General features: G+C 64.3%; 23 protein-coding genes and 1 other RNA gene. 12 read left to right on the forward strand and 12 right to left on the reverse strand.

Annotated elements, in window-relative coordinates:
- Nucleotides 1-58: 58 nt before the first annotated feature.
- Nucleotides 59-997 (reverse strand): 2-hydroxyacid dehydrogenase, encoded by a 939-nt coding sequence (locus AC3YMN_RS17770; protein WP_489891051.1) that lies wholly within the window; start codon nucleotides 995-997, stop codon nucleotides 59-61.
- Between the two features lie 71 nt (nucleotides 998-1,068).
- Nucleotides 1,069-1,941: a c-type cytochrome gene (locus AC3YMN_RS17775; RefSeq protein ID WP_489891052.1), complete on the reverse strand. Its 873-nt coding sequence runs from the start codon at nucleotides 1,939-1,941 to the stop codon at nucleotides 1,069-1,071.
- Between the two features lie 255 nt (nucleotides 1,942-2,196).
- On the opposite strand from AC3YMN_RS17775, the gene AC3YMN_RS17780 reads away from it, so the two are divergent.
- The 5 genes from AC3YMN_RS17780 (at nucleotide 2,197) to AC3YMN_RS17800 (ending at nucleotide 6,282) form a co-directional block, all read left to right on the forward strand.
- The gene (locus tag AC3YMN_RS17780) at nucleotides 2,197-3,033 is read left to right on the forward strand and encodes a prephenate dehydratase (RefSeq protein WP_489891053.1); all 837 of its coding nucleotides are present in this window, start codon (nucleotides 2,197-2,199) and stop codon (nucleotides 3,031-3,033) included.
- Nucleotides 3,034-3,079: 46 nt separating this feature from the next.
- A complete protein-coding gene (dapD, locus tag AC3YMN_RS17785) occupies nucleotides 3,080-3,922 on the forward strand; it encodes a 2,3,4,5-tetrahydropyridine-2,6-dicarboxylate N-succinyltransferase (RefSeq protein ID WP_172122411.1) in 843 nt (280 codons plus the stop codon).
- Nucleotides 3,923-4,007: 85 nt separating this feature from the next.
- A complete protein-coding gene (dapE, locus tag AC3YMN_RS17790; protein ID WP_489891054.1) occupies nucleotides 4,008-5,159 on the forward strand; it encodes a succinyl-diaminopimelate desuccinylase in 1,152 nt (383 codons plus the stop codon).
- A complete protein-coding gene (locus AC3YMN_RS17795) occupies nucleotides 5,156-5,698 on the forward strand; it encodes a hypothetical protein (RefSeq protein ID WP_489891055.1) in 543 nt (180 codons plus the stop codon). Before dapE ends, AC3YMN_RS17795 begins: the two co-directional genes overlap by 4 nt.
- 14 nt (nucleotides 5,699-5,712) lie before the next feature.
- Nucleotides 5,713-6,282 (forward strand): hypothetical protein, encoded by a 570-nt coding sequence (locus AC3YMN_RS17800; protein WP_127751993.1) that lies wholly within the window; start codon nucleotides 5,713-5,715, stop codon nucleotides 6,280-6,282.
- Here the strand turns inward: AC3YMN_RS17800 and truA are convergent.
- From truA to def, 3 genes are all read right to left on the reverse strand, one after another.
- Nucleotides 6,279-7,016 carry a tRNA pseudouridine(38-40) synthase TruA gene (truA, locus tag AC3YMN_RS17805; RefSeq protein WP_489891056.1) on the reverse strand — a complete coding sequence of 246 codons (738 nt, stop codon included), beginning with the start codon at nucleotides 7,014-7,016 and terminating at the stop codon, nucleotides 6,279-6,281. The genes AC3YMN_RS17800 and truA overlap by 4 nt on opposite strands.
- Before the next feature lie 146 nt (nucleotides 7,017-7,162).
- Nucleotides 7,163-8,083 carry a methionyl-tRNA formyltransferase gene (fmt, locus tag AC3YMN_RS17810; protein WP_489891057.1) on the reverse strand — a complete coding sequence of 307 codons (921 nt, stop codon included), beginning with the start codon at nucleotides 8,081-8,083 and terminating at the stop codon, nucleotides 7,163-7,165.
- Nucleotides 8,084-8,200: 117 nt separating this feature from the next.
- Nucleotides 8,201-8,716, reverse strand: a complete 516-nt coding sequence (gene def, locus AC3YMN_RS17815; RefSeq protein ID WP_127751996.1) for a peptide deformylase — start codon at nucleotides 8,714-8,716, stop codon at nucleotides 8,201-8,203.
- Between the two features lie 117 nt (nucleotides 8,717-8,833).
- On the opposite strand from def, the gene AC3YMN_RS17820 reads away from it, so the two are divergent.
- Genes AC3YMN_RS17820 through AC3YMN_RS17830 form a run of 3 tightly spaced genes read left to right on the forward strand, consistent with a single transcriptional unit; the run spans nucleotide 8,834 to nucleotide 10,099 of the window.
- Entirely contained in the window at nucleotides 8,834-9,220 is a 387-nt protein-coding gene (locus AC3YMN_RS17820; RefSeq protein ID WP_489891058.1) for a GFA family protein, read from the forward strand.
- Between the two features lie 49 nt (nucleotides 9,221-9,269).
- Complete coding sequence (locus AC3YMN_RS17825) at nucleotides 9,270-9,632, forward strand: ArsR/SmtB family transcription factor (RefSeq protein ID WP_248307217.1); 363 nt, start codon at nucleotides 9,270-9,272, stop codon at nucleotides 9,630-9,632.
- On the forward strand, nucleotides 9,629-10,099 hold the full coding sequence (locus tag AC3YMN_RS17830) for an SRPBCC domain-containing protein (protein WP_489891059.1): 471 nt from the start codon (nucleotides 9,629-9,631) through the stop codon (nucleotides 10,097-10,099). Before AC3YMN_RS17825 ends, AC3YMN_RS17830 begins: the two co-directional genes overlap by 4 nt.
- A gap of 32 nt (nucleotides 10,100-10,131) precedes the next feature.
- Here the strand turns inward: AC3YMN_RS17830 and AC3YMN_RS17835 are convergent, their stop codons facing one another.
- Entirely contained in the window at nucleotides 10,132-10,371 is a 240-nt protein-coding gene (locus AC3YMN_RS17835) for a DUF6894 family protein (protein ID WP_172122419.1), read from the reverse strand.
- A 172-nt stretch (nucleotides 10,372-10,543) separates the two neighbouring features.
- On the opposite strand from AC3YMN_RS17835, the gene AC3YMN_RS17840 reads away from it, so the two are divergent.
- Nucleotides 10,544-11,689 carry a DNA recombination protein RmuC gene (locus AC3YMN_RS17840; protein WP_489891060.1) on the forward strand — a complete coding sequence of 382 codons (1,146 nt, stop codon included), beginning with the start codon at nucleotides 10,544-10,546 and terminating at the stop codon, nucleotides 11,687-11,689.
- Between the two features lie 37 nt (nucleotides 11,690-11,726).
- Here AC3YMN_RS17840 and AC3YMN_RS17845 read toward each other — a convergent pair whose 3' ends face one another.
- Nucleotides 11,727-11,945: a hypervirulence associated TUDOR domain-containing protein gene (locus AC3YMN_RS17845; RefSeq protein ID WP_489891061.1), complete on the reverse strand. Its 219-nt coding sequence runs from the start codon at nucleotides 11,943-11,945 to the stop codon at nucleotides 11,727-11,729.
- Between the two features lie 139 nt (nucleotides 11,946-12,084).
- On the opposite strand from AC3YMN_RS17845, the gene AC3YMN_RS17850 reads away from it, so the two are divergent.
- Entirely contained in the window at nucleotides 12,085-12,588 is a 504-nt protein-coding gene (locus AC3YMN_RS17850; RefSeq protein ID WP_172122422.1) for a hypothetical protein, read from the forward strand.
- Here AC3YMN_RS17850 and recR read toward each other — a convergent pair.
- From recR to ffs, 4 genes are all read right to left on the reverse strand, one after another.
- Complete coding sequence (recR, locus tag AC3YMN_RS17855; protein WP_489891062.1) at nucleotides 12,585-13,187, reverse strand: recombination mediator RecR; 603 nt, start codon at nucleotides 13,185-13,187, stop codon at nucleotides 12,585-12,587. The two genes, AC3YMN_RS17850 and recR, sit on opposite strands and share 4 nt — an antisense overlap.
- Nucleotides 13,188-13,285: 98 nt before the next feature.
- Nucleotides 13,286-13,609: a YbaB/EbfC family nucleoid-associated protein gene (locus AC3YMN_RS17860; RefSeq protein ID WP_127752004.1), complete on the reverse strand. Its 324-nt coding sequence runs from the start codon at nucleotides 13,607-13,609 to the stop codon at nucleotides 13,286-13,288.
- On the reverse strand, nucleotides 13,606-15,426 hold the full coding sequence (locus AC3YMN_RS17865; RefSeq protein ID WP_489891063.1) for a DNA polymerase III subunit gamma/tau: 1,821 nt from the start codon (nucleotides 15,424-15,426) through the stop codon (nucleotides 13,606-13,608). Before AC3YMN_RS17865 ends, AC3YMN_RS17860 begins: the two co-directional genes overlap by 4 nt.
- A gap of 64 nt (nucleotides 15,427-15,490) precedes the next feature.
- Nucleotides 15,491-15,586: signal recognition particle sRNA small type (gene ffs, locus AC3YMN_RS17870), an RNA gene on the reverse strand.
- A gap of 247 nt (nucleotides 15,587-15,833) precedes the next feature.
- Between ffs and AC3YMN_RS17875 the strand changes: the two genes are divergently transcribed.
- On the forward strand, nucleotides 15,834-16,685 hold the full coding sequence (locus AC3YMN_RS17875) for an LOG family protein (RefSeq protein WP_248307218.1): 852 nt from the start codon (nucleotides 15,834-15,836) through the stop codon (nucleotides 16,683-16,685).
- 114 nt (nucleotides 16,686-16,799) lie between these two features.
- Nucleotides 16,800-18,221: a Si-specific NAD(P)(+) transhydrogenase gene (sthA, locus tag AC3YMN_RS17880; protein WP_489891064.1), complete on the forward strand. Its 1,422-nt coding sequence runs from the start codon at nucleotides 16,800-16,802 to the stop codon at nucleotides 18,219-18,221.
- Here sthA and AC3YMN_RS17885 read toward each other — a convergent pair.
- Nucleotides 18,218-19,063 (reverse strand): sugar phosphate isomerase/epimerase family protein, encoded by an 846-nt coding sequence (locus AC3YMN_RS17885; RefSeq protein WP_489891065.1) that lies wholly within the window; start codon nucleotides 19,061-19,063, stop codon nucleotides 18,218-18,220. The genes sthA and AC3YMN_RS17885 overlap by 4 nt on opposite strands.
- Between the last annotated feature and the right edge of the window lie 98 nt (nucleotides 19,064-19,161).

Consider the following 19,161-nt stretch of genomic DNA (forward strand, 5'->3'; position numbering starts at 1 on the left):
GCAAGCTAATCGCCCCGCGCAGCCTCGCAGAGGCTGTCGCGTGCGCTAAGCCCGCCCCCTAATACCCTCGCCCGCGGTCCACCACATTGCGCAGCGGCTTGCCCGCCTCGTGATCGGCAATCACCTGCGAAAAATAGGTAGCGCCGGTCTGTGGGTTGGAAATCGCCGCAATATGGGGCGTGAGGTAGCAGTTGGCTGTGTCCCAGAGCGGACTATCGGCGGGCAGCGGCTCGGTCTCGAACACATCCAGGCTCGCGGCGCCCAGCGTACCGTCGCGTAGTGCCGTGACGATGTCGGCCTCGCGCTGGTGCCCGCCTCGCGCTGCATTGACAATCGCCGGTCCACCATCGAGCTTGCCGCGCCGCAGCTTGCGGAAGGTTTCCATATTGAGGATGCCCGCGGTTTCAGGCGTCAGCGGCAAGAGGTTCACCAGGATATCGGTGCCGGCAAGAAAATCGTCGAACTGCTCGGCGCCCACGAATGCCTCAACCCCGTCCACCGTTTTGGGCGTGCGGCTCCAGGCGCGCACCGCAAAGCCCAGCGGCACCAGGCGCCGCGCCGCATCCTGCCCAAGCACGCCCAGCCCCATGATACCGACGCAGGTTTCGCTGGCAGCGGGCGGGTAAAGCTGGCTCCAGCGCCGCGCCTTCTGGTCGGCCTGGAAGCGGCTATGGAGTCGGTGATGCATGGTCACCTGCGCCACCACATAATCGGTCATGCGCTGCGTCAGATCCTCGTCCACGAACCGGATCAATTGCACATCGGGCAGGCCGGGATGCTTGAGCAGCGCATCAACGCCCGCTCCGATCGAAAGCACCAGTTCCAAATTGTCGAGCCCCTCGAACGCATCGGGCTTGGGCTTCCACACCAGCAGGTAGCGGATGGCGCCCGGATCGAACCGGTCGCCGCGCCGCACCACCGGGTAATCGCCCAGCGCTGCCCGCAGGCGCTCGGCCCAGCCGGCCTCGTCCAGATCGGAAAGGTGCAGCAGCAGCATGAGAAGGTCCTGGGTTTCAGACAAAAAGAAAGCCGCGCTTTGGGGCGCGGCTTGATGAAGGCTTGAACCGCTTACTGTGCGGCTGGGGGCGTGCCCGGATCGTTCGGTAGCGCCGGCGAGGGGGCCTGGGTTGGCGCCATCGGATTGGCTGGCGCCTGGTTCGTTGCGGGGGTGCCGCTGCCCGTCGGGGTGCCCACCACCGGTGATTCGGTCATGGTTTCCTCGGGTGTTTCCACCGCCGCATCGGGCGCCACTGGCACGGTGATGTTTTCGGGCGCGGTGCTGGCCGGATTGCTGGGCGCAACCGGATCTGCCGGCGCAACATCGGCTTCTTCGCCGGCCGGCTCTTCAGCCTGGGGCTCGGCGCCTGCCTCGGTTTCGGTCGCGGGCACATCCGCTGCCGGGAACGGCACCGGATCGGGCGACAGGGTCTGCAGGTAAGCCAGGATATCGGCGCGCTCTTCGGGGCTGCGCACGCCGGCAAACGCCATCTTGGTGCCCGGCGCATAATCGCGCGGGCTGGTCAGGAAGGCGTCGAGATTCTCGTAGCTCCACACATCGCCCGCGGCGTTGTGGGCGATCAGGGCGTCGGAATAAGCAAAGTCTTCCACCGCGCCTTCGGGGCGGCCGACAACGGCATAAAGATGGGGGCCCTGCTTGTTGCCTTCGCCCTCGCCGAAATTGTGGCAGGACTGGCACTTGCGGACGGCGGTTGCGCCACGCGCGGGATCGGCGCTCGCCAGCAGCACGCCCAGGGGCGCTGCGGCTTCGGCCGGCCCTGCATCGGCCACCAGTTCGGTGGCTTCGGGTTCGGGCAGCGCATAGCCGGGGCCACGCCCTTCAATGGGGTGGTAGATGGCTTCAGCCACAAAGCTGGCACCCATGACAAACACCAGGGTGCCGAGTACGGCGCCCATGATCTTGTTAATCTCAAACGAATCCATGTGAAACTCTCTACCAGTCCATCCCCGAACGAACGATAGTCCAAGCGGGTTCAACTTGCGACTGCCTAAAGAAGCTGCCCTCAACCACCCGGTTCGCCGCGCGCGGAAGATAGTCGCAAGCCCATCAAGGCGCAACTGCCCAATCCGGTGGTGCGACATTTCCCCCGCCCGGGCTCATTGCCGGGGCCCTGGCCGAATTGACACCCGCCGGGCTCGGGTTCAAAAGCTGCACCCACAGCCGAGCGGAGTGTATCGATGAGCAGGAAGATTGCGTTTCAGGGCGAAAATGGCGCCTTCAGCCATGCGGCGGCACGCAATGTGTTTCCTCTCGACGAGGTCATGGGTTGCGTGACCTTCGAGGAAACCCTGGCCGCGGTGCAAAGCGGGCGCGCCGATTTCGCAGTCGTGCCGGTGGAAAACTCCCTTTATGGCCGCATCACCGACATCCACCACCTGCTGCCCCAGAGTGGGCTCTTCATCATTGGGGAAACCTATCTGCGGGTGGAAATGAACCTGCTGGGCCTTCCCGGCACGCAGCTAGCCGATATTCGCGCCGTCCAGTCCCTGTCGGTGGCGCTTGGACAGTGCCGCAAGTTCATCGCCGACAACGGCTTTCGCACCATCAATGCGGTCGACACCGCGGGCTCGGCCCGCGAAGTGGCGCAAAAAGGCGACCCGACGCTGGCGGCGATCGCATCGCGTTTTGCCGGCGAGATCTACGGCCTCGACGTTCTGGCCTCCAATATCGAGGACGCCGACCACAACACGACGCGTTTCCTGGTGCTGTCGCGTGAGGAACGCCGCGCCGCTCCGGGCAACACCAAGACCACTTTCGTGTTCCGCGTGCGCAACGTCCCCGCCGCGCTTTACAAGGCGCTTGGCGGCTTTGCCACCAATGGCGTCAACATGACCAAGCTCGAAAGCTACATGGTCGGCGGCGCCTTCACCGCCACCCAGTTCTATGCCGATATCGAGGGCCATCCCAGCGACCGGTCGGTGCAGCTGGCCTTTGAGGAGCTCGGCTTTTTCACTGACCAGTTCCGCATTCTGGGCGTTTATCCCGCCAGCAATCATGAGAGCGCCCCGGCCTGAGGGCCCCGCCTTCCCTTCACACCCCCTATCTTTCGAGAGTTCCCCCATGTCCCATGCCGATCTTGCCCGCATCATCGACACCGCCTTTGACAACCGCGCCGAGATCAATCCCGGCACCACAGGCGAAGTGCGTGACGCCGTTGAAACGGCGCTGAACCTGCTCGATAGCGGCCAGGCCCGCGTTGCCGAAAAGATCGATGGTGAGTGGCAGGTCAATCAGTGGCTCAAGCGCGCCGTGCTCCTGTCCTTCCGTCTCAACGACAACAAGGCCATGACCGGTGGCGCTGAAGGCTCGACCTGGTGGGATAAGGTGCCGACCAAATTCGAAGGCTGGGGCGACAATCAGTGGCGCGATGCCGGCTTCCGCGCCGTGCCCGGCGCCATTGCCCGCAAGTCGGCCTTTATCGCCAAGAACGTCATCCTGATGCCCAGCTTTGTCAATTTAGGTGCCTATGTCGATGAAGGCACCATGGTCGACACCTGGGTCACGGTCGGCTCCTGCGCGCAGATTGGCAAGAACGTCCACCTCTCCGGCGGCGTCGGTATTGGCGGCGTGCTCGAGCCCCTGCAGGCGGCTCCCACCATCATCGAGGACAATTGCTTCATTGGTGCCCGTTCGGAAATCGTTGAAGGCGTTGTCGTTGGCGAAGGCTCGGTGATCTCCATGGGCGTCTTCATCGGCGCCTCCACCAAGATCGTCGATCGCGCCACCGGCGAAATCCATATCGGCAAGGTGCCACCTTATTCCGTAGTGGTTTCGGGCTCGCTCCCGGGCAAGCCCCTGCCCAACGGCCAGCCCGGCCCCAACCTTTACTGCGCCGTGATCGTCAAGACCGTCGACGCCCAAACCCGCTCCAAGACTGGCATCAACGAGCTCCTCCGCGATTAAGTCGCCAGCGCAGGCTCCTCCTTACCCTCCCCCTCGATGGGGGAGGCAGGGTGGGGTGGGGCCACGCTCCCGGAACCATCCCGATATGACCGACCCCGTTGACCTCCTCACCCGCCTGATCGCCTGCCCCTCGGTGACCCCCGATGAGGCCGGCGCGCTCGACCTGCTCGAAACCGAACTGCAAAAGCTGGGCTTCGCAATCCACCGCCTCCGCTTTGAGGGCGACGGCTCCTACCCGGTGGACAATCTCTTCGCGATCCGGGGGCGGGGCGGTCGGCGGCTCCTGTTCGCCGGCCACACCGATGTGGTGCCCCCTGGCGATCCAGCCCTCTGGACCAGTGACCCCTTCACCGCCCGCCCCAGCGAGGACAAGCTTTATGGCCGTGGCGCCGCCGACATGAAGTCGGGCATTGCAGCCTTTGTCGCCGCTGCCGCCGCCATTCCCGCTGACGCCGGCACGATCATGCTCGCCATCACCAATGACGAGGAAGCCGACGCGGTCAACGGCACCGGCAAGCTCATGGCCTGGGCCCATGAACAGGGTCACCGTTTCGACTTCGCCCTGGTGGGTGAGCCGAGTTCCGCCGCCACCCTTGGCGACAGCATCAAGATCGGCCGGCGCGGCTCGTTCTCGGGCGTTGTCACCGTCGAGGGCACCCAGGGCCATGTCGCTTATCCGGACAAGGCCAACAACCCGCTCCCCGTACTGTCCCGCATTGCTCTCGCCCTGAGCGAAACGCGTCTCGACACCCCGACCGAGCATTTTCCGGCCAGCAATCTCGAGCTCACCTCGATCGATGTGGGCAATCCCACCGCCAATCTGATCCCCGCCGCCGGGACGCTGCGCTTCAATATCCGCTTCAACGATGGCTGGACCCCCGACACCCTGGCACAATGGGTGCGCGAGCGCATCGCCGAGGTGGATCCCTCCGGCACCACCGTGCGGTTCGAGGTCATCGGCCGCCCCTCGCTGTCCTTCCTGTCCCCCCTCGGCGAGCATGTTGCATTGCTGTCGGACACCATCGCGGACTGCACCGGGCAGCGCCCGCAATATTCCACCGGCGGCGGCACTTCGGACGCCCGCTTCATTGCCCCCTATGGTCCGGTGGTGGAATGTGGTCTTGTGGGCCCCAGCATGCACAAGATCGACGAGCACATCGCCATCTCCGATCTCACCGGGCTGACCGAGATCTACACGCAATTCATGCGCCGCTTTTTTGCCGGTGCGGTTGCGTGAAGCTCTGGGCGGCGCTCACCCGGGCCTGGCGCGGCTGGATGCTGCTGCTGCGCGGTGACCCCGCCTGGTCGCAGCACTTCACCCTGACCAATGCAGGCCTCGCGGCCGCGCTGTCCATCTTCCTGTTTGTGGCCTTTCTGTCCGTCGCCTTCGCCTCCATGGGCGTTGGCATGCCCAGCATGATGGGCATCGCTTCGGCGCTGGTGGTGCAGGCGCTCTCGATCCTGGCGCTGCTGCTGGCCATCCAGATCACCAAGCGCGTTCTGGCCAGCCCGGCCCCGCTGCGCACTTTGCTGGTCCCCGGCATTTATGCGCTGGTGGCCTATCTTGTTGCCGGGACGGTGGTTTCCCTCATCGGCGGCCCCGCGCTGCTGCTGGTCTGGCTCGCGCTGGGCTATTTGCTTTATCGGCTCGGCCGTGTTGCGGCCGGCTGGAGCCGAGGCGTTTCGGTCGCATTTGCAGTTTTAACGATCGCGCTGCTTGTCGGCATGCCGGTGAGCCTTTACATGCTCCTGAACCCCGCCGCGTCCCCCCTATGATTGCCGAGTAACCATTGGCCCAGCCGACCACGAGTTTTCGCGATGAACTGGCTAGTGCGGCACGCGGCTGCTTTGCGCTCCTGACCGGCAACCGGCAGGCAGCAAGCTTTTTCGATTTCAGCCAGCGCGGCCTGATCGGCTCCTTTATTGCCTTCCTCCTGGCCAACGCGATCTCGGCCTTTGTGCCGCAATTGTTCGGCCTTGGGCTTGAGCCGGGCCTGGCCACCCGTGGCCTGCTGATGAATGGCGTGTTGTTCCTGCTCCAGGCGGCTCTCGCCTATGTGGTGCTGCGCCAGCTCGGGCGCACCGATGGCTTCGTGCCCTTCCTGGTCGCCGATAACTGGACCACGTTCTTCACCGCCTTCCTGTCGCTGCTCCTGCTGCTGGTGGGCGACGGCGGCGGCATTGCCTTTTTCGGCGTGATCATCGTCGTGATCATCATCGACATCAACATTGCCCGCCTGATCGTGACGCTCTCGCCCATGCAGGTGGCGATGTTCATTGTCGCCCAGCTGGTGGGCGCCAGCATCGGGCTGCTGCTATTTTACGGCATGCTGATGCCGGCAGTGCCGCCGCCCGTCTAGTAGTCGACGCCGGTCAGATACAGCCCGGCTGACGGCGCCATCGCCCCGCATTGCCGCCGGTCGCGCGCATCGAGCACCTGGCGCAAGCGTTCCGGCGCCCATTTGCCCTCACCGACGAGCTTGAGCGAACCCACCAGCGAGCGCACCTGGTGATGCAAGAAGCTCCTGGCACTCGCCACCACCACAATATGTTCGCCCTCGCGCCGCACATCGAGCCGGTCCAGCGTGCGCAGCGGCGACTTGGCCTGGCACTCCGCCGCCCGGAACGTCGTGAAATCATGCAGCCCCAGAATGCCCTGCGCCGCTTCGTGCATCGGCTCGGCTTGGAGCGGCATGGGCAGGTGCCACACATGGTTGCGCTCGATCACCGCCGGCGCCCGTCGATTGAGGATGCGGTACTCATAGTGGCGCGCGGTGGCGGAAAACCGCGCTTCAAAGCTCTCATCCACCGCTGCGGCCGATATCACCGCCACCGGATGGGGCCGCAAGTGATAATTGAGCGCCTCGCGCACCCGGAACGGGTCCCAAGGGCGGGAAAGGTCGAAATGCGCCACCTGGCCCAGCGCATGCACCCCCGCATCGGTGCGCCCCGCCGCTTGCGTCACCACCCGCTCGCCCGAAAACCGCTCGATCGCGTCTTCCAGCACGCCCTGCACGGTCAGCCGGATCGGCTGCACCTGCCAGCCCGAAAACGGGGTTCCGTCATATTCAAGAACCAGCTTGAACCGCGCCATGGCTCAACACCGGCCCAAGGTCTGGCCTCCCCGCCCCCTTGAGGGGAGGGGCCGGGGGAGGGGGTCCGTCAGTGACCCACAAGGCCACCCCCCACCCCGGCCCTCCCCCTCAAGGGGGAAGGGAGCACAAATCTCGAACTTCGCGATCAACTGAGCATCCTCGGCAGCGCACCGGCACCGCGCAGGAACGTCGCGGCATCCATCGCCGTCTTGCCTTCGCGCTGCACCTGGACGAGCCGCACGGCGCCAGTCCCGCAGGCAATGGTCAGCTCCGGCAATACCGTGCCGGGCGCCCCTGATCCCTCCGCCAGCGTCGAGCGCAGCGCCTTGACGCGCACCGGCTTGCCACCGAGCTCGATCTCGAACCACGCGCCGGGAAACGGCGAAAGGCCGCGAATATGGTTGTGCACCTCAGCCGCCGGCCGCGACCAGTCGATCCGGGTTTCGCCCTTTTCGATCTTTTTGGCATAGGTGACGCCCGCTTCGGGCTGCGGGGTGAAATCAAGGCTGCCCCGCTCGAGCGCCGCCAGCGCCCGCCCCATCAAATCGGCCCCCACCCGCATCATGGTATCGTGCAATTCGCCCGCCGTGGTGTCGGGTCCGATTGGGATCACTTCGCCCAGCGCTACCGGGCCCGTGTCGAGCCCTTCTTCCATGCGCATCACCATGACGCCGGTCTGCGTGTCTCCGGCCATGATCGCGCGCTGCATTGGCGCGGCGCCCCGCCAGCGCGGCAACAGCGAGCCATGCAGGTTAAGGCACCCCTCACGCGGCGCTTCCAGAATGGGCTTGGGCAGAATGAGCCCATAGGCCACCACCACCGCGAGATCGGCATCATGGAGCGCAAATACGCCCTGCTCGTCGGGGCCCCTGAGTGAGCGCGGCGTCAGCACGGGAATGCCCATCGCTTCCGCCGCCAGATGCACCGGCGACTTGCGCTCGGCCTGCCCGCGCCCGGCTGGCTTTGGGGCGCGCGTATAAACTGCCACCACCTCATGCCCGCTCGAAACGATCTCGGACAGGGTCGGCACGGCAAATTCGGGCGTGCCCATGAAAACAACGCGCATCGGCAAACTCCCGGGCAGCAATCAAAACTTGGGGCAGGCCACAACCAGCCCACCCCTCGACAACATCTCAATCAAGTCAGCGGCCGCGGCAAGCCCCGGCCACGAGCAACACGGCGCTCAGCCCGCGGCGCGCTTGGCGGCCTTGTCGAACTTCTTGATCACCCGGTCGCGCTTGAGGCGGCTGAGATAGTCGATGTAAAGCACGCCATCGAGATGATCGATCTCGTGCTGGATGCAAACGGCCAACTTGCCATCGGCATCCCGAACCACTTCATTGCCATCCAGATCGGTGTACTTCACCGTCACCGCGTCAGGCCGCTCCACTTCATAGTAAAGCTCGGGGATCGACAGGCACCCTTCTTCGGTCACCTGGATCTGGTCGGAAACCTTGGTAATCTCGGGATTGATCATCACCAGCGGATCGGGCGTTTCGCCTTCGCCCGCTAGGTCCATCACCACGATGCGCTTCATCACCCCGATCTGGGGGGCGGCAAGACCAATGCCGGGCGCGTCATACATGGTATCCAGCATGTCCTTGGCCAGCGTCTTGATCTCCTCGTCCACCTCGGGGATGGCGTCGGCGACGGCACGCAGCCGCTGGTCGGGCAACACAAGAATGGGGCGGATAGCCATGTTTATTCGTCCAGGCAAAAGGGAATTGTTCCCGATATGGTATTTTCGGCGCTTCCGGTCAACTGCGCTGGAACCCCGCCAAGGCCGTTCCGTTGCCGCAACAGGGAGGATAACGCCATGCCAACAACCTATCAGGGTGGTTGCCGCTGTGGCGCGGTGCGCTACGAAGTGACGGGCGAACCGCTCAAAGTGGGCCTTTGCCATTGCACCGATTGCCGGCGCGAAACCGGCAGCACCTTTTTGTATTATGCCGACTGGCCGGTCGGGCGATTCTCTGTCACCGGCACTTACGCCACTTTTAAGGGGCGCAGCTTTTGCCCCCAATGCGGCGCGCCGCTCTTCCACCTCGGCGAAACCGGCGCTGAAATCGTGCTGGGCTCTCTCGATCAGGTCCCGGCCGCCTTCGTGCCCACCCGCGAAGGCTGGATCAAGCGCCGCGAACCCTGGCTAATCCCTGTCGCTGGTGCCGGTCAGTTCGAGCAGGACCCACCGCGCTCTGCCTGAGCGCCCCTTACCAACGCGCAACAGGTTTAGTTTGCCAAGTGGTGAACTGATGTCCATAGTTCACCACATGGAGAACTTTGACCCAGCCCTTGACGGAGCCTTTCACGCCCTTGCCGACCCGACCCGGCGGGCGGTGCTCCGCCAGCTGCTGGCTGGCCCCAAGCCGGTCAAGCAACTGGCCGAGCCCTTCGCCATGGGCTTGCCCGCCTTTCTCAAGCATTTGCGGGTGCTTGAGGAGACCGGTTTGATAGCGACGGAAAAAACCGGCCGTATTCGCACCTGCCGCATCGAGCCCGAGCGGCTGCTGCAAGCCGAAAGCTGGCTGGCCGAGCAACGCGCATTCTGGAGCGCCGGGGCGGATCGGCTCGCGGCTTATGTCGAAAACCATCTGGCCGAGGAGCCAAATCCATGACTGTTTGCGACGACGAACTCACCATTACTCGCTTCATCAACGCAGCGCCCGCCAAGGTCTGGACCGCTTGGAGCCGGCCGGAGCATCTCGCGCGCTGGTGGATCCCGGCGCCCATAGAATGCGAGGTGGTCAAGCTCGATCTGCGCCCCGGCGGCGGCTTTGAAACCCGGATGCGCGAAGGGGAGAGACCGTTCCAACCCCATGTGGAAGGCTGCTTTCTCGAGGTTTTGCCCGAGCAGCGCCTGGTCTGGACCACGGCCCTGGCCGAAGGCTGGCGTCCCACCGAGCCATGGCTGGCGCTGACGGCGATCATCACCTTTACGCCCGAAGGGCCGGGCACCCGCTATTCCGCTCGTGTCCTCCACAAAAACGCCGCCGATAGCCACAAGCACGCCGAACTGGGCTTTGATGAAGGTTGGGGCACCACCATTAATCAGTTGGCCGCTTACGCCGGGGAGCTCGACTGAATTGCGCGAACTGGTCGGCAGCGCCCACGCCGCTATTTCAGGGGCCGGATGGCAAAGCTCAGCGCCAGTTGCAGGATCGGCTCACCCTCTTCATTGCGCACCCACATGGTGATGTTCTTTTGCGGGTAGGCCCCGGGAATATGGTCCTTGGCCAGTTCCGCCAGGGCGCTTGAGGCTTCGTCGCGCGCGGCGTGGTCACTAGCCAGGTCAGAGCCGATCTCGTCCCTGAACAAGACGTCACCATCATCGGTATCAAAGAAATATAGTGGCATGGCTCTCTCCTGGCTCCACCCGCAACGCGCCGGGGGGGCGGGAGTAGGCATTCCCTAAACCTGTGTTGTTGCCCTATAAAATCCGGGTCACTCCCCCCGCAACTGGTCGCCAGTTGGCGCCACGCCGCACAAGAACATAGGAGGAACGCCCGAATCGTCCTAAACCAGCAGCATGGACAGCCCGCTTCTTGTTTTCGGCCAATTCGCAGTCACTCCGCTCCAGGCGCTCGCGGCGGGTGGCGGGCTCATCGTCCTGCTGCTGCTGGTGCTCGTGCTGGCGGCGCTGCGCACCGGGCAAGCGCGGGCGGCGGAAACTGCGGCGGTGCTGGCGCGCTCGGAAGCCATGGAGCGCCATCTCGCCGGGCTTATGCAGGTGCAGTCGGAGATGACGGGCCGCATGCAAACCATGTCCGAGATCTTTGGCTCGCGCACCTCCGATCTGGCCCGGCTGGTCAATGAACGGCTCGATTCCACCTCCCAACGCGTCGGCCAGGCCCTGCAGGAAACCCGCACCAAAACCGATGAGGGGCTCTCCAGGCTCCATGAACGGCTGGCGGTGATCGATCGCGCCCAATCTACCATGACCTCGCTCTCGAGCGAGATCGTTTCGCTCCAATCCATTCTGGCCAACAAGCAGACGCGCGGCGCTTTCGGGCAGGGGCGCATGGAAGCGATCATTGCCGATGGGCTGGCGCCCAACAGCTATTCCTTCCAGTCAACGCTTTCCAACAACAACCGCCCCGATTGCCTCGTACTCATGCCCAATGGCGCACCGAGCCTCGTGATCGATGCCAAGTTTCCGCTCGAAAGCTGGCAGCGCCTGGGCATGGCTGACTCACCCGAAACCTTGCGCGCCGCGCAAACCCAGTTTCGCGGTGATATCGGCGTGCATGTGAAGGCAATTGCGGAAAAATACCTGATCCCCGGGGAAACGCAGGACACCGCCTTCATGTTCGTGCCCTCCGAATCCATCTTCGCCGACATTCACGAGCATTTTCCCGATGTGGTGCAAAAGGCCGCCCGCGCCCGCGTCGTCATCGTCTCGCCCGCCCTCCTGATGCTCTCGGTGCAGGTGATCCAGGCCCTCTTGCGCGATGTGCGCATGCGCGAACAGGCCCATTTGATCCAGGGGGAAGTGCGCGAATTGCTGGCCGATCTCGGGCGGCTCGATGAACGGGTCAACAAGCTGCAGACCCATTTCAACCAGGCCAGCCGCGACATCGGCGATATCCTCACCTCCACCGGCAAGATCAACAAGCGCGGCGAGCGCATCGACGCCATGGATTTCGAGGAACAACCCCGCCTGGCCGGCGAGTAGGCCCGTAACCTACTTCGCCGGCGAGTAAGCCCGCGGCTTACTTCGGTTCCAGCTCGCTGGCGCTTTTGAGCACCTCGTCGCCATCCTCCTGCCGGATCAAAAAGGCCGGCTCCTCCTGGCTGGCATTGCGCGTCACCTCGGCGCCCTTGATGGTGCGGGTGACCTTATCGGTGAACCGCTCCACGATCGTGCCTTGTGCCGTGCTGCCGGCCCAGTTCCACGTCACCTTCGTTCCCTTCTGCAGTGCCTTGCTCATCAATCGCTCCTTGCGTTGATCCAGCAACGAGCCGGCCGGCGCCCCGTTGCAGTCCCCCAAGCAGTTGATCGGTGCAGTGAACCCGCGCTCGCTCCGGCGCGTTGTGTGCTTCGAACACTCTCGCTCAAGGAAGCAAGCCATGCCCACAAACCATCCCGGCTCTATCCTGCCGCAGGACACCGCACCGGCCGATGCCGTCGACGAAGTCATTGTCGGCCAACCGATCAGCCAGGATGAGGTGGACGACCTGCTTTATGGCGAGGACCGCCCGGCGGGCGAACGCGTCGATCGCCTGCGCGAACTGGCCGACCAGATCCGCGCCCGCCAGGCCGGCGATCTTGCCACCAATCCCGATACCGATCCGCTGCTCGACGAAATCGATCGCGCCATTGCCGAACTCTCGGGCTCGCTGGCCGATGCCGATGATGAATTCGACTATGGCAATGCCACGGGCGTTCTGGCGCAGGACCCCGAGGACCACCTCGATGCCCTCTCGCCCGACGATGTGGATGGCCGCGCCGCCATCACCGGGGAAGCCGCCGACAGCGCTCCCTTCGATGATGACGAAGACGAGCCCGAGCCGCTCGATGAAACCGAATGGGAAGAAGGCGACGGCTTTGATCCCGACAAGGGCGTCCGCTAAACCAGCGTGCGCGCCTTGAGCGCCTGGCTCAACGTGCCTTCATCGAGATAATCGAGCTCGCCGCCCACGGGCACCCCGTGGGCGAGGCGCGTTACCTTGGTGGTGCCATGCCCCAGCCGGTCGGTGATGTAATGGGCGGTGGTCTGCCCCTCGACCGTCGCATTGATCGCGAGGACGATCTCGCTGAACTCGGGTGCCCGCGCCAGCAGTGCCTCGATCGAAAGATCATCGGGCCCGACGCCATCGAGCGGCGACAACACGCCCCCCAACACATGATATTTCACCGCACCGACCCCGGCGCGCTCTAGGGCCCACAGATCGGCGACGTCTTCGACCACGAGCAGCATGCCGCTTTCGTTGCGGCGCGGATCGGCGCAGATGGCGCAGGGGCTTTGCGTATCGACATTGCCGCACACTTCGCAGGTGCGCACCGCCACCACGGCCCGGTCGAGCGCGGCCGATAGCGGGATCATCAGCTGATCCTTCTTCTTGATCAGCTGCAGCACCGCCCGTCGCGCCGAACGCGGCCCCAGGCCCGGCAAGCGCGCCATCAGCTGGATCAGCTGTTCAATCTCGGGTCCGCCGCTCGCCATCAACATCATTCCTGCCCCGACGCCCGGTGGGCGAAGAGGTGGCGCCACGCGCCGCAACGGGATCGGCGCGGGAATGCCCCGCGCCTTCACATCAGTCCAAAAACCTAGAACGGCAGCTTCATGCCCGGAGGCAGCGGCAGGCCCGACGTGACCTCGGCCATCTTGCGCTGCATTTCGGCTTCCGCCTTGCTCTTGGCGTCGTTGTGGGCGGCCACGATCAGGTCTTCGAGCACTTCCACATCGTCGTCCTTGAACAGGCTCGGATCGATCCGCACGCCGCGCATCTCGCCCTTGCCGTTAAGCGAGACGGTGACCATGCCCGCGCCTGCCTGGCCTTCCACAACGAGGTCGCCGAGCTCGGCCTGCATGGCCTCCATCTTGCTCTTCATCTCGGTGGCGGCCTTCATCATGCCCATGATGTCTTTCATTCCTCGTCCTCTTCTGCTGGCGGGGGGGCCGCATCGGCCTCGGGCGCGACGGCATCGTCACGCAATTTCACATTCACGACCTTCGCACCCGGAAAGGTCTCAAGTATGGCCTGCACCAGCGGGTCCTCGTGGGCCGCCGCATGCGCCGCCTTTTGCCGCTCCTGCTGCTCCTGCCGGAACGTAAGGCCCTCGGGCGGCTTGCTCGATACGGTCACGAGCCAGCGCGAACCGGTCCATTGCTGCAGCCGCGCCGACAACATGGCGATGATGCCGGGATCGGCGCCTTCGGCCAGCGCCACCTCGATCTGCCCTTCGCTGAACGACACTGGCCGCATCTGCGATTCCAGTGCGAGCTTAAGCAACACGTCGCGCTTGGCGCCCGCCAGCGCAATCAGTTCGCGATAGCTCCCCACTTTGGCCATGGCTGGCGGCGGAGGCGGCGCGGGTTGCACCGTTTCCAGTGGTTGGGTCGTCACGAGCACCGGCTGCGCCAGCGCCTGGGGCGCCTCCTCGGGCGAAGGCAGGGAGCGCGATACCGCCGGCTCGGCCTGGAATGGTTGCGGCGCCTCAACGCGCATCGCCTGCCCGCCACCACCACCACCGCTCGGAGGACGCCCATAGGAGCCTCCCGGCGGCAGCGCCGGCGCGGGGGCAGGCTGGTTGGCGAGCTTGGCGATCAACTCGTCGGGCGTCGGCAGATCGGCCGCATAAGCCAGGCGCACCAGCACCATTTCGGCGGCCTGGAGGGCATTGTTGGCCCGCCCCACTTCTTCGTGGCCCTTGAAGAGGATCTGCCAGGCCCGCGACAGCGCCCGCATCGGCAACCGCCCGGCATATTCAGCGCCCCGCACGCGCTCGTCGGGAGTCAGCGACAAATCCTCGCCCGCCGCCGGCACCACTTTGATGCGCGTTACGAGATGGGTGAAATCGGCAAGATCGGCCATCAGCGTTTGCGGATCGGCGCCCAGATCGTAGAGCGCACGCAGCGTTTGCAGCGCATCCCCGATCCGCCCGGCCATCACTTCTTCAAAGAGGTCAATGATCCGCGACCGGTCCCCCAGGCCCAGCATCGCCTTGACCGTCGCGGCCGTCACCGCGCCATCGCCATGGGCGATCGCCTGGTCGAGCAGGCTCAGATTGTCCCGCGCCGAGCCTTCACCTGCCCGCACGATCATCGCCAGGGCCTCGGGCTCGAACCCGATCCCTTCCTGCTCGAGGATCGATTGCACATAGGCCGTCATCACCTCGGGCGTGATCCGCCTGAGGTCGAACCGCATGCAGCGGCTCAGGATGGTCACCGGCACCTTGCGGATCTCGGTGGTCGCGAAAATGAACTTCACATAGGGCGGCGGCTCTTCGAGCGTCTTCAGCAGCCCGTTAAAGGCCGCCGTCGAGAGCATATGCACTTCGTCGATCACATAGACTTTGAACGGCGCCGACACGGGGCCGTATTTGACGGAGTCGATGATCTCGCGGATGTCGTTGATGCCGGTATTGGACGCGGCGTCCATTTCCACCACATCGACATGGCGCCCCTCGATGATGGCGCGGCAATGCTCGCCCTCGACCGAGAGGTCGAGTGTGGGGTGCCGTCCGCTCGCATCCTCATAATTGAAGGCGCGCGCCAGAATGCGCGCTGTCGTGGTCTTGCCCACGCCGCGCACGCCGGTCAGGATAAAGGCGTGGTGGATGCGGTTCTGCTTGAACGCATTGCCCAGCGTCTGCACCATCGCGTCCTGTCCCACGAGGGTCGAGAAGTCGCGCGGGCGATATTTGCGGGCCAGCACCAGATAAGGCGAGGTTTGAGCGTCCGCCATCCTGCCCTCCAATGCATGGTGAAAAAGGAAAAAACCGGGGAGCCGCTGGCTCAGCTCGGGAATAAATAGGAGGCTGGCAACGACCCGTGCAGGTCTCGTTGGGGCTGCTTCCTTCCGGACCTGACCCGGTTGGCGAGGAACACGTCCGCGCCAACCTCCCGAGGCGCTATATGCGAATAAATGGCCGCAAAGGCAAGGGGCAAGACCGGTGCGGCGCGCCCTTGATCCGCGCTCGCCCGCGGCTCAAGGGCGACCAATCTGCCCGCCGCCGCGGCCATCGTCTTCAAGATCGGGTCCAAATACCTATATGATAAGGGCGCAGCCCTTTGCGGGGTGCGACCCTTTACCCCGCGTTCCCCGCCCGCTTAACTCACCACAAAATCCAATTGCCCGTATCGGAGCTTTTCTTGGCCAGACGCCGTCCCACCCCGTTGCGTACCTCCCAGGAGGACATTGACGCTTCCCAGCGCGCTCCCAATACGCCCCAGACCCAGTCATCCGCATTCCGCCTGGCTTTCGCCGATGACGACTTTCTCACCTCCGAGGACATCCGGGGCGTCCGCTTCCAGCTGGAATATCTGAAACCCGAGTTCCGCCTGCGCGAAGCGGGGATCAATTCAACCGTGGTCCTGTTTGGTGGTGCGCGCATTCCCGAGCCCGGCAAGCCGGCCTGGGCCGCCAAGAACCAGACCCAGAAAACCAATCTGGAAGCCGCCTCGCGCTACTATGATGTGGCGCGCGATTTCGCGCGCCTCGCCTCGGAAACCTCGCGCAGCCTTGATTTCAAGGAATTCGTGGTGGTGACCGGGGGCGGCCCGGGCGTCATGGAAGCGGGCAATCGTGGGGCTGCCGATGTCGGCGCGCCGTCCATCGGGCTCAACATCGTTTTGCCCCATGAGCAGGCGCCCAATCTCTTCGTCACGCCGGAATTTTCGTTTAACTTTCATTATTTTGCCACGCGCAAGATCCATTTTCTCCTGCGCGCCAAGGCAGTCGCGGTCTTCCCCGGCGGCTTTGGCACGCTTGATGAATTCTTCGAGGCGCTGACCCTGATCCAGACCGGCCGCATGGCCCGGGTGCCGCTCTTGCTGTTTGGCGCGAGCTTTTGGAGCAAGGTCATCAATTTCGAGGCGCTGGCAGAAGCCGGGACCATCTCGCCCAATGATCTTGAATTGTTCAACGTGGTCGACACCGCCCAGGAGGGCTGGGACGTGGTGCAAAAATTTTATGACCTGCCCGCCCCGGTTGCGGCGCTCTGACCGGAGCGCCGCCCGCCTAGCCCGCCCTCTTGCGGCCTTGCGCCGCTTCGTCTTGCCCGTCCTGCCCTGGAAGGGCGAAATCGCCTCCCGTCACCGGCACCTCAAGGAGTCTTCATGGACCATTATGATATCGTGGTGATCGGCAGCGGCCCCGCCGGCCGCCGTGCCGCCGTGCAGGCAGCAAAGCTCGGCCGCTCGGTGCTGGTGGTGGAAAACCGGCTGCGCCTCGGTGGCGTTTCGGTCCATACCGGCACTATCCCTTCGAAAACCCTGCGCGAAACCGTGCTCAACCTTTCGGGTTGGCGCGAGCGCGGCTTTTATGGTCTCGCCTATCGGGTGAAAAAGGAGATCGAGGGCAAGGATCTCGGCTCGCGCCTGCGCAAGACGCTCGATTACGAGATCGAAGTGCTCGAGCATCAGTTCGCCCGCAATGGCGTGCGCACCTTTGGCGGCATGGCGCGCTTCCTTGATACCAACCGGATCAGCGTCACCGACCCCGATGGCGAAGAGCACATCTTTTCCTTTGATTACGCCGTGATCGCCGTAGGCACCACCCCTTATCGCCCCGCCAATATCCCCTTCAACGACCGCTCCGTAGTGGATAGCGATAGCCTCGTGTTCGAGCCGCGCGTACCCAAGAGCCTGACCGTGGTCGGGGCCGGCGTGATCGGCATCGAATACGCCACCATCTTTTCGGCGCTCGATGTGCCCGTCACCATCATCGAGCCCAAGGACACCATTCTCGATTTCATCGACCGCGAGATCATCGAGGAGTTCACCCACGAACTGCGCCAGCGCGGCGTCACCCTGCGTCTCGGAGCCAAGGTCGATCAGGTCGAACTCGATTCCGTGGGCTGGCCGATCGCGATCCTCGCCGACGGGCGCCGCATTCGCTCCGACATGCTGCTTTATGCTGCCGGCCGCTCTGGCGCGACCGCCAATCTGGGGCTCGAAAACGCCGGCATTACCCCGCAGGATCGCGGCCGCCTGAAGGTGGACCCTGCCACTTTCCAAACCAATGTGCGCAACATCTATGCCGCCGGCGACGTGATCGGCTTTCCCTCGCTCGCTTCCACCTCCATGGAGCAGGGGCGGATTGCCGCCCTTCATGCCTGCGGCGCGGCCATGCACCCCGCTCCCGAGTTCTTCCCCTACGGTATCTATGCCGTGCCCGAAATTTCAACTGTTGGGCTCACCGAGCAGCAGGTGCGCACGCAAGGCATTCCCTATGAAAGCGGCGTGGCGCGCTTCCGCGAAACCTCGCGCGGCCACATCATGGGCCTGCAGTCGGGCATGATGAAGATGATGTTCTCGCTCGAGGACCGCAAATTGCTGGGCGTTCACATCGTGGGGGAGGGCGCGACCGAGCTCATCCATATCGGCCAGGCCGTGCTCAATCTGGGCGGCACGCTCGATTATTTCGTCGAGAATGCCTTCAATTACCCGACCTTGGCCGAAGCCTACAAGATCGCCGCGCTCGACGCCTGGAACCGCATGCCGCGCCAGACCACCCCGCTCGCGGCCGCCTTGCCCTAGACCTCTTCTTCGTGCTCGGACCAGCCGATCACGAAGTCCCGCTCATGGCGCAGCCCGTCCCATTCGCGCAGCACGTCATTGTCGTAGATCAGCGTATAGGGCCCGCGGTAACCGGCATTTTCGGCCGCAACGATGCAGGCGGAGTAATCTGCCTCATCGAGAACCCCAATATCTGTAAAATGCGCCTTGGCATGGCAGAGCTCCGCCCGTCCCGCGATGGATGCCAGCGCCTCGTATTTGTCCGGCCCCGACCAATTACCAAAATCCATCAGCAATCCAACGCGTCCCTCCAGTTGATCGAGCAGCCAATGCACCTGCTGCGGCGTCGACAACAGGTCAAACCAGTTCTCGGTCACGAGCCGCACGTCTGAGCCGGCATTGCGCTGCGCCAGCACCCGCAGCGCCGCCACCGAGCGATCCAGCGCCGCCATGGTCGGCTTCTGCTTGCCGGCAATCACCCGGGCATTGTCTGCGCCCAGTGTATTGGCGACTTCGATCCAGCCGGCAATCCAGTCCCGGTCGCGATCGCCATGCACGGGATCGGTGATGTCGCCGGCATCGATCAACAGGGTCTGCAGCCGCACATCCGAGGCCGCAAGGCTCGCCCGCAGTTCTTCCAGATAAATCGGATCGCGGCTGCGCAGGTGAAACGACACCAACTCGAGCCGATGATAACCATGCCGCTTCAGCGCGGATGGCAGATCGAGCAGGGTTTCGCTGCCCTCGCCATAGGTCAACTCTTCGGGCCCCACGTCATTGCTGGTCAGGTCATGGGGATAGGTGCTGCCCAGCAGCCGGTGCAGCGACCAGCTCGAAACCGCAATTCGCTCTTCGGGGGTCATGCAACAACACTCCTCTTGGGTCCCCGAACACTGGCCCGCGGGGACAACGGGTGCAAGCCGGATCGGGGTGACTGGCTATCGCCCGCTTAACCATGCCG

The organism is Devosia sp. Z11_6, from assembly GCF_058133665.1.

What these genes read in the sequence shown, in the direction of transcription:
- AC3YMN_RS17845 (WP_489891061.1), bottom strand. Translation starts at nt 11,945, where the DNA reads ATGAGCAAGGCACTGCAGAAGGGAACGAAGGTGACGTGGAACTGGGCC.
- AC3YMN_RS17865 (WP_489891063.1), bottom strand. Translation starts at nt 15,426, where the DNA reads ATGGCGGACGCTCAAACCTCGCCTTATCTGGTGCTGGCCCGCAAATAT.
- recR (WP_489891062.1), bottom strand. Translation starts at nt 13,187, where the DNA reads ATGTTGATGGCGAGCGGCGGACCCGAGATTGAACAGCTGATCCAGCTG.
- def (WP_127751996.1), bottom strand. Translation starts at nt 8,716, where the DNA reads ATGGCTATCCGCCCCATTCTTGTGTTGCCCGACCAGCGGCTGCGTGCC.
- truA (WP_489891056.1), bottom strand. Translation starts at nt 7,016, where the DNA reads ATGGCGCGGTTCAAGCTGGTTCTTGAATATGACGGAACCCCGTTTTCG.
- dapD (WP_172122411.1), top strand. Translation starts at nt 3,080, where the DNA reads ATGTCCCATGCCGATCTTGCCCGCATCATCGACACCGCCTTTGACAAC.
- AC3YMN_RS17885 (WP_489891065.1), bottom strand. Translation starts at nt 19,063, where the DNA reads ATGACCCCCGAAGAGCGAATTGCGGTTTCGAGCTGGTCGCTGCACCGG.
- sthA (WP_489891064.1), top strand. Translation starts at nt 16,800, where the DNA reads ATGGACCATTATGATATCGTGGTGATCGGCAGCGGCCCCGCCGGCCGC.
- fmt (WP_489891057.1), bottom strand. Translation starts at nt 8,083, where the DNA reads ATGCGCGTTGTTTTCATGGGCACGCCCGAATTTGCCGTGCCGACCCTG.
- AC3YMN_RS17770 (WP_489891051.1), bottom strand. Translation starts at nt 997, where the DNA reads ATGCTGCTGCTGCACCTTTCCGATCTGGACGAGGCCGGCTGGGCCGAG.
- AC3YMN_RS17860 (WP_127752004.1), bottom strand. Translation starts at nt 13,609, where the DNA reads ATGAAAGACATCATGGGCATGATGAAGGCCGCCACCGAGATGAAGAGC.
- AC3YMN_RS17840 (WP_489891060.1), top strand. Translation starts at nt 10,544, where the DNA reads ATGGACAGCCCGCTTCTTGTTTTCGGCCAATTCGCAGTCACTCCGCTC.
- AC3YMN_RS17825 (WP_248307217.1), top strand. Translation starts at nt 9,270, where the DNA reads ATGTCCATAGTTCACCACATGGAGAACTTTGACCCAGCCCTTGACGGA.
- AC3YMN_RS17830 (WP_489891059.1), top strand. Translation starts at nt 9,629, where the DNA reads ATGACTGTTTGCGACGACGAACTCACCATTACTCGCTTCATCAACGCA.
- AC3YMN_RS17850 (WP_172122422.1), top strand. Translation starts at nt 12,085, where the DNA reads ATGCCCACAAACCATCCCGGCTCTATCCTGCCGCAGGACACCGCACCG.
- AC3YMN_RS17775 (WP_489891052.1), bottom strand. Translation starts at nt 1,941, where the DNA reads ATGGATTCGTTTGAGATTAACAAGATCATGGGCGCCGTACTCGGCACC.
- AC3YMN_RS17820 (WP_489891058.1), top strand. Translation starts at nt 8,834, where the DNA reads ATGCCAACAACCTATCAGGGTGGTTGCCGCTGTGGCGCGGTGCGCTAC.
- AC3YMN_RS17780 (WP_489891053.1), top strand. Translation starts at nt 2,197, where the DNA reads ATGAGCAGGAAGATTGCGTTTCAGGGCGAAAATGGCGCCTTCAGCCAT.
- dapE (WP_489891054.1), top strand. Translation starts at nt 4,008, where the DNA reads ATGACCGACCCCGTTGACCTCCTCACCCGCCTGATCGCCTGCCCCTCG.
- AC3YMN_RS17835 (WP_172122419.1), bottom strand. Translation starts at nt 10,371, where the DNA reads ATGCCACTATATTTCTTTGATACCGATGATGGTGACGTCTTGTTCAGG.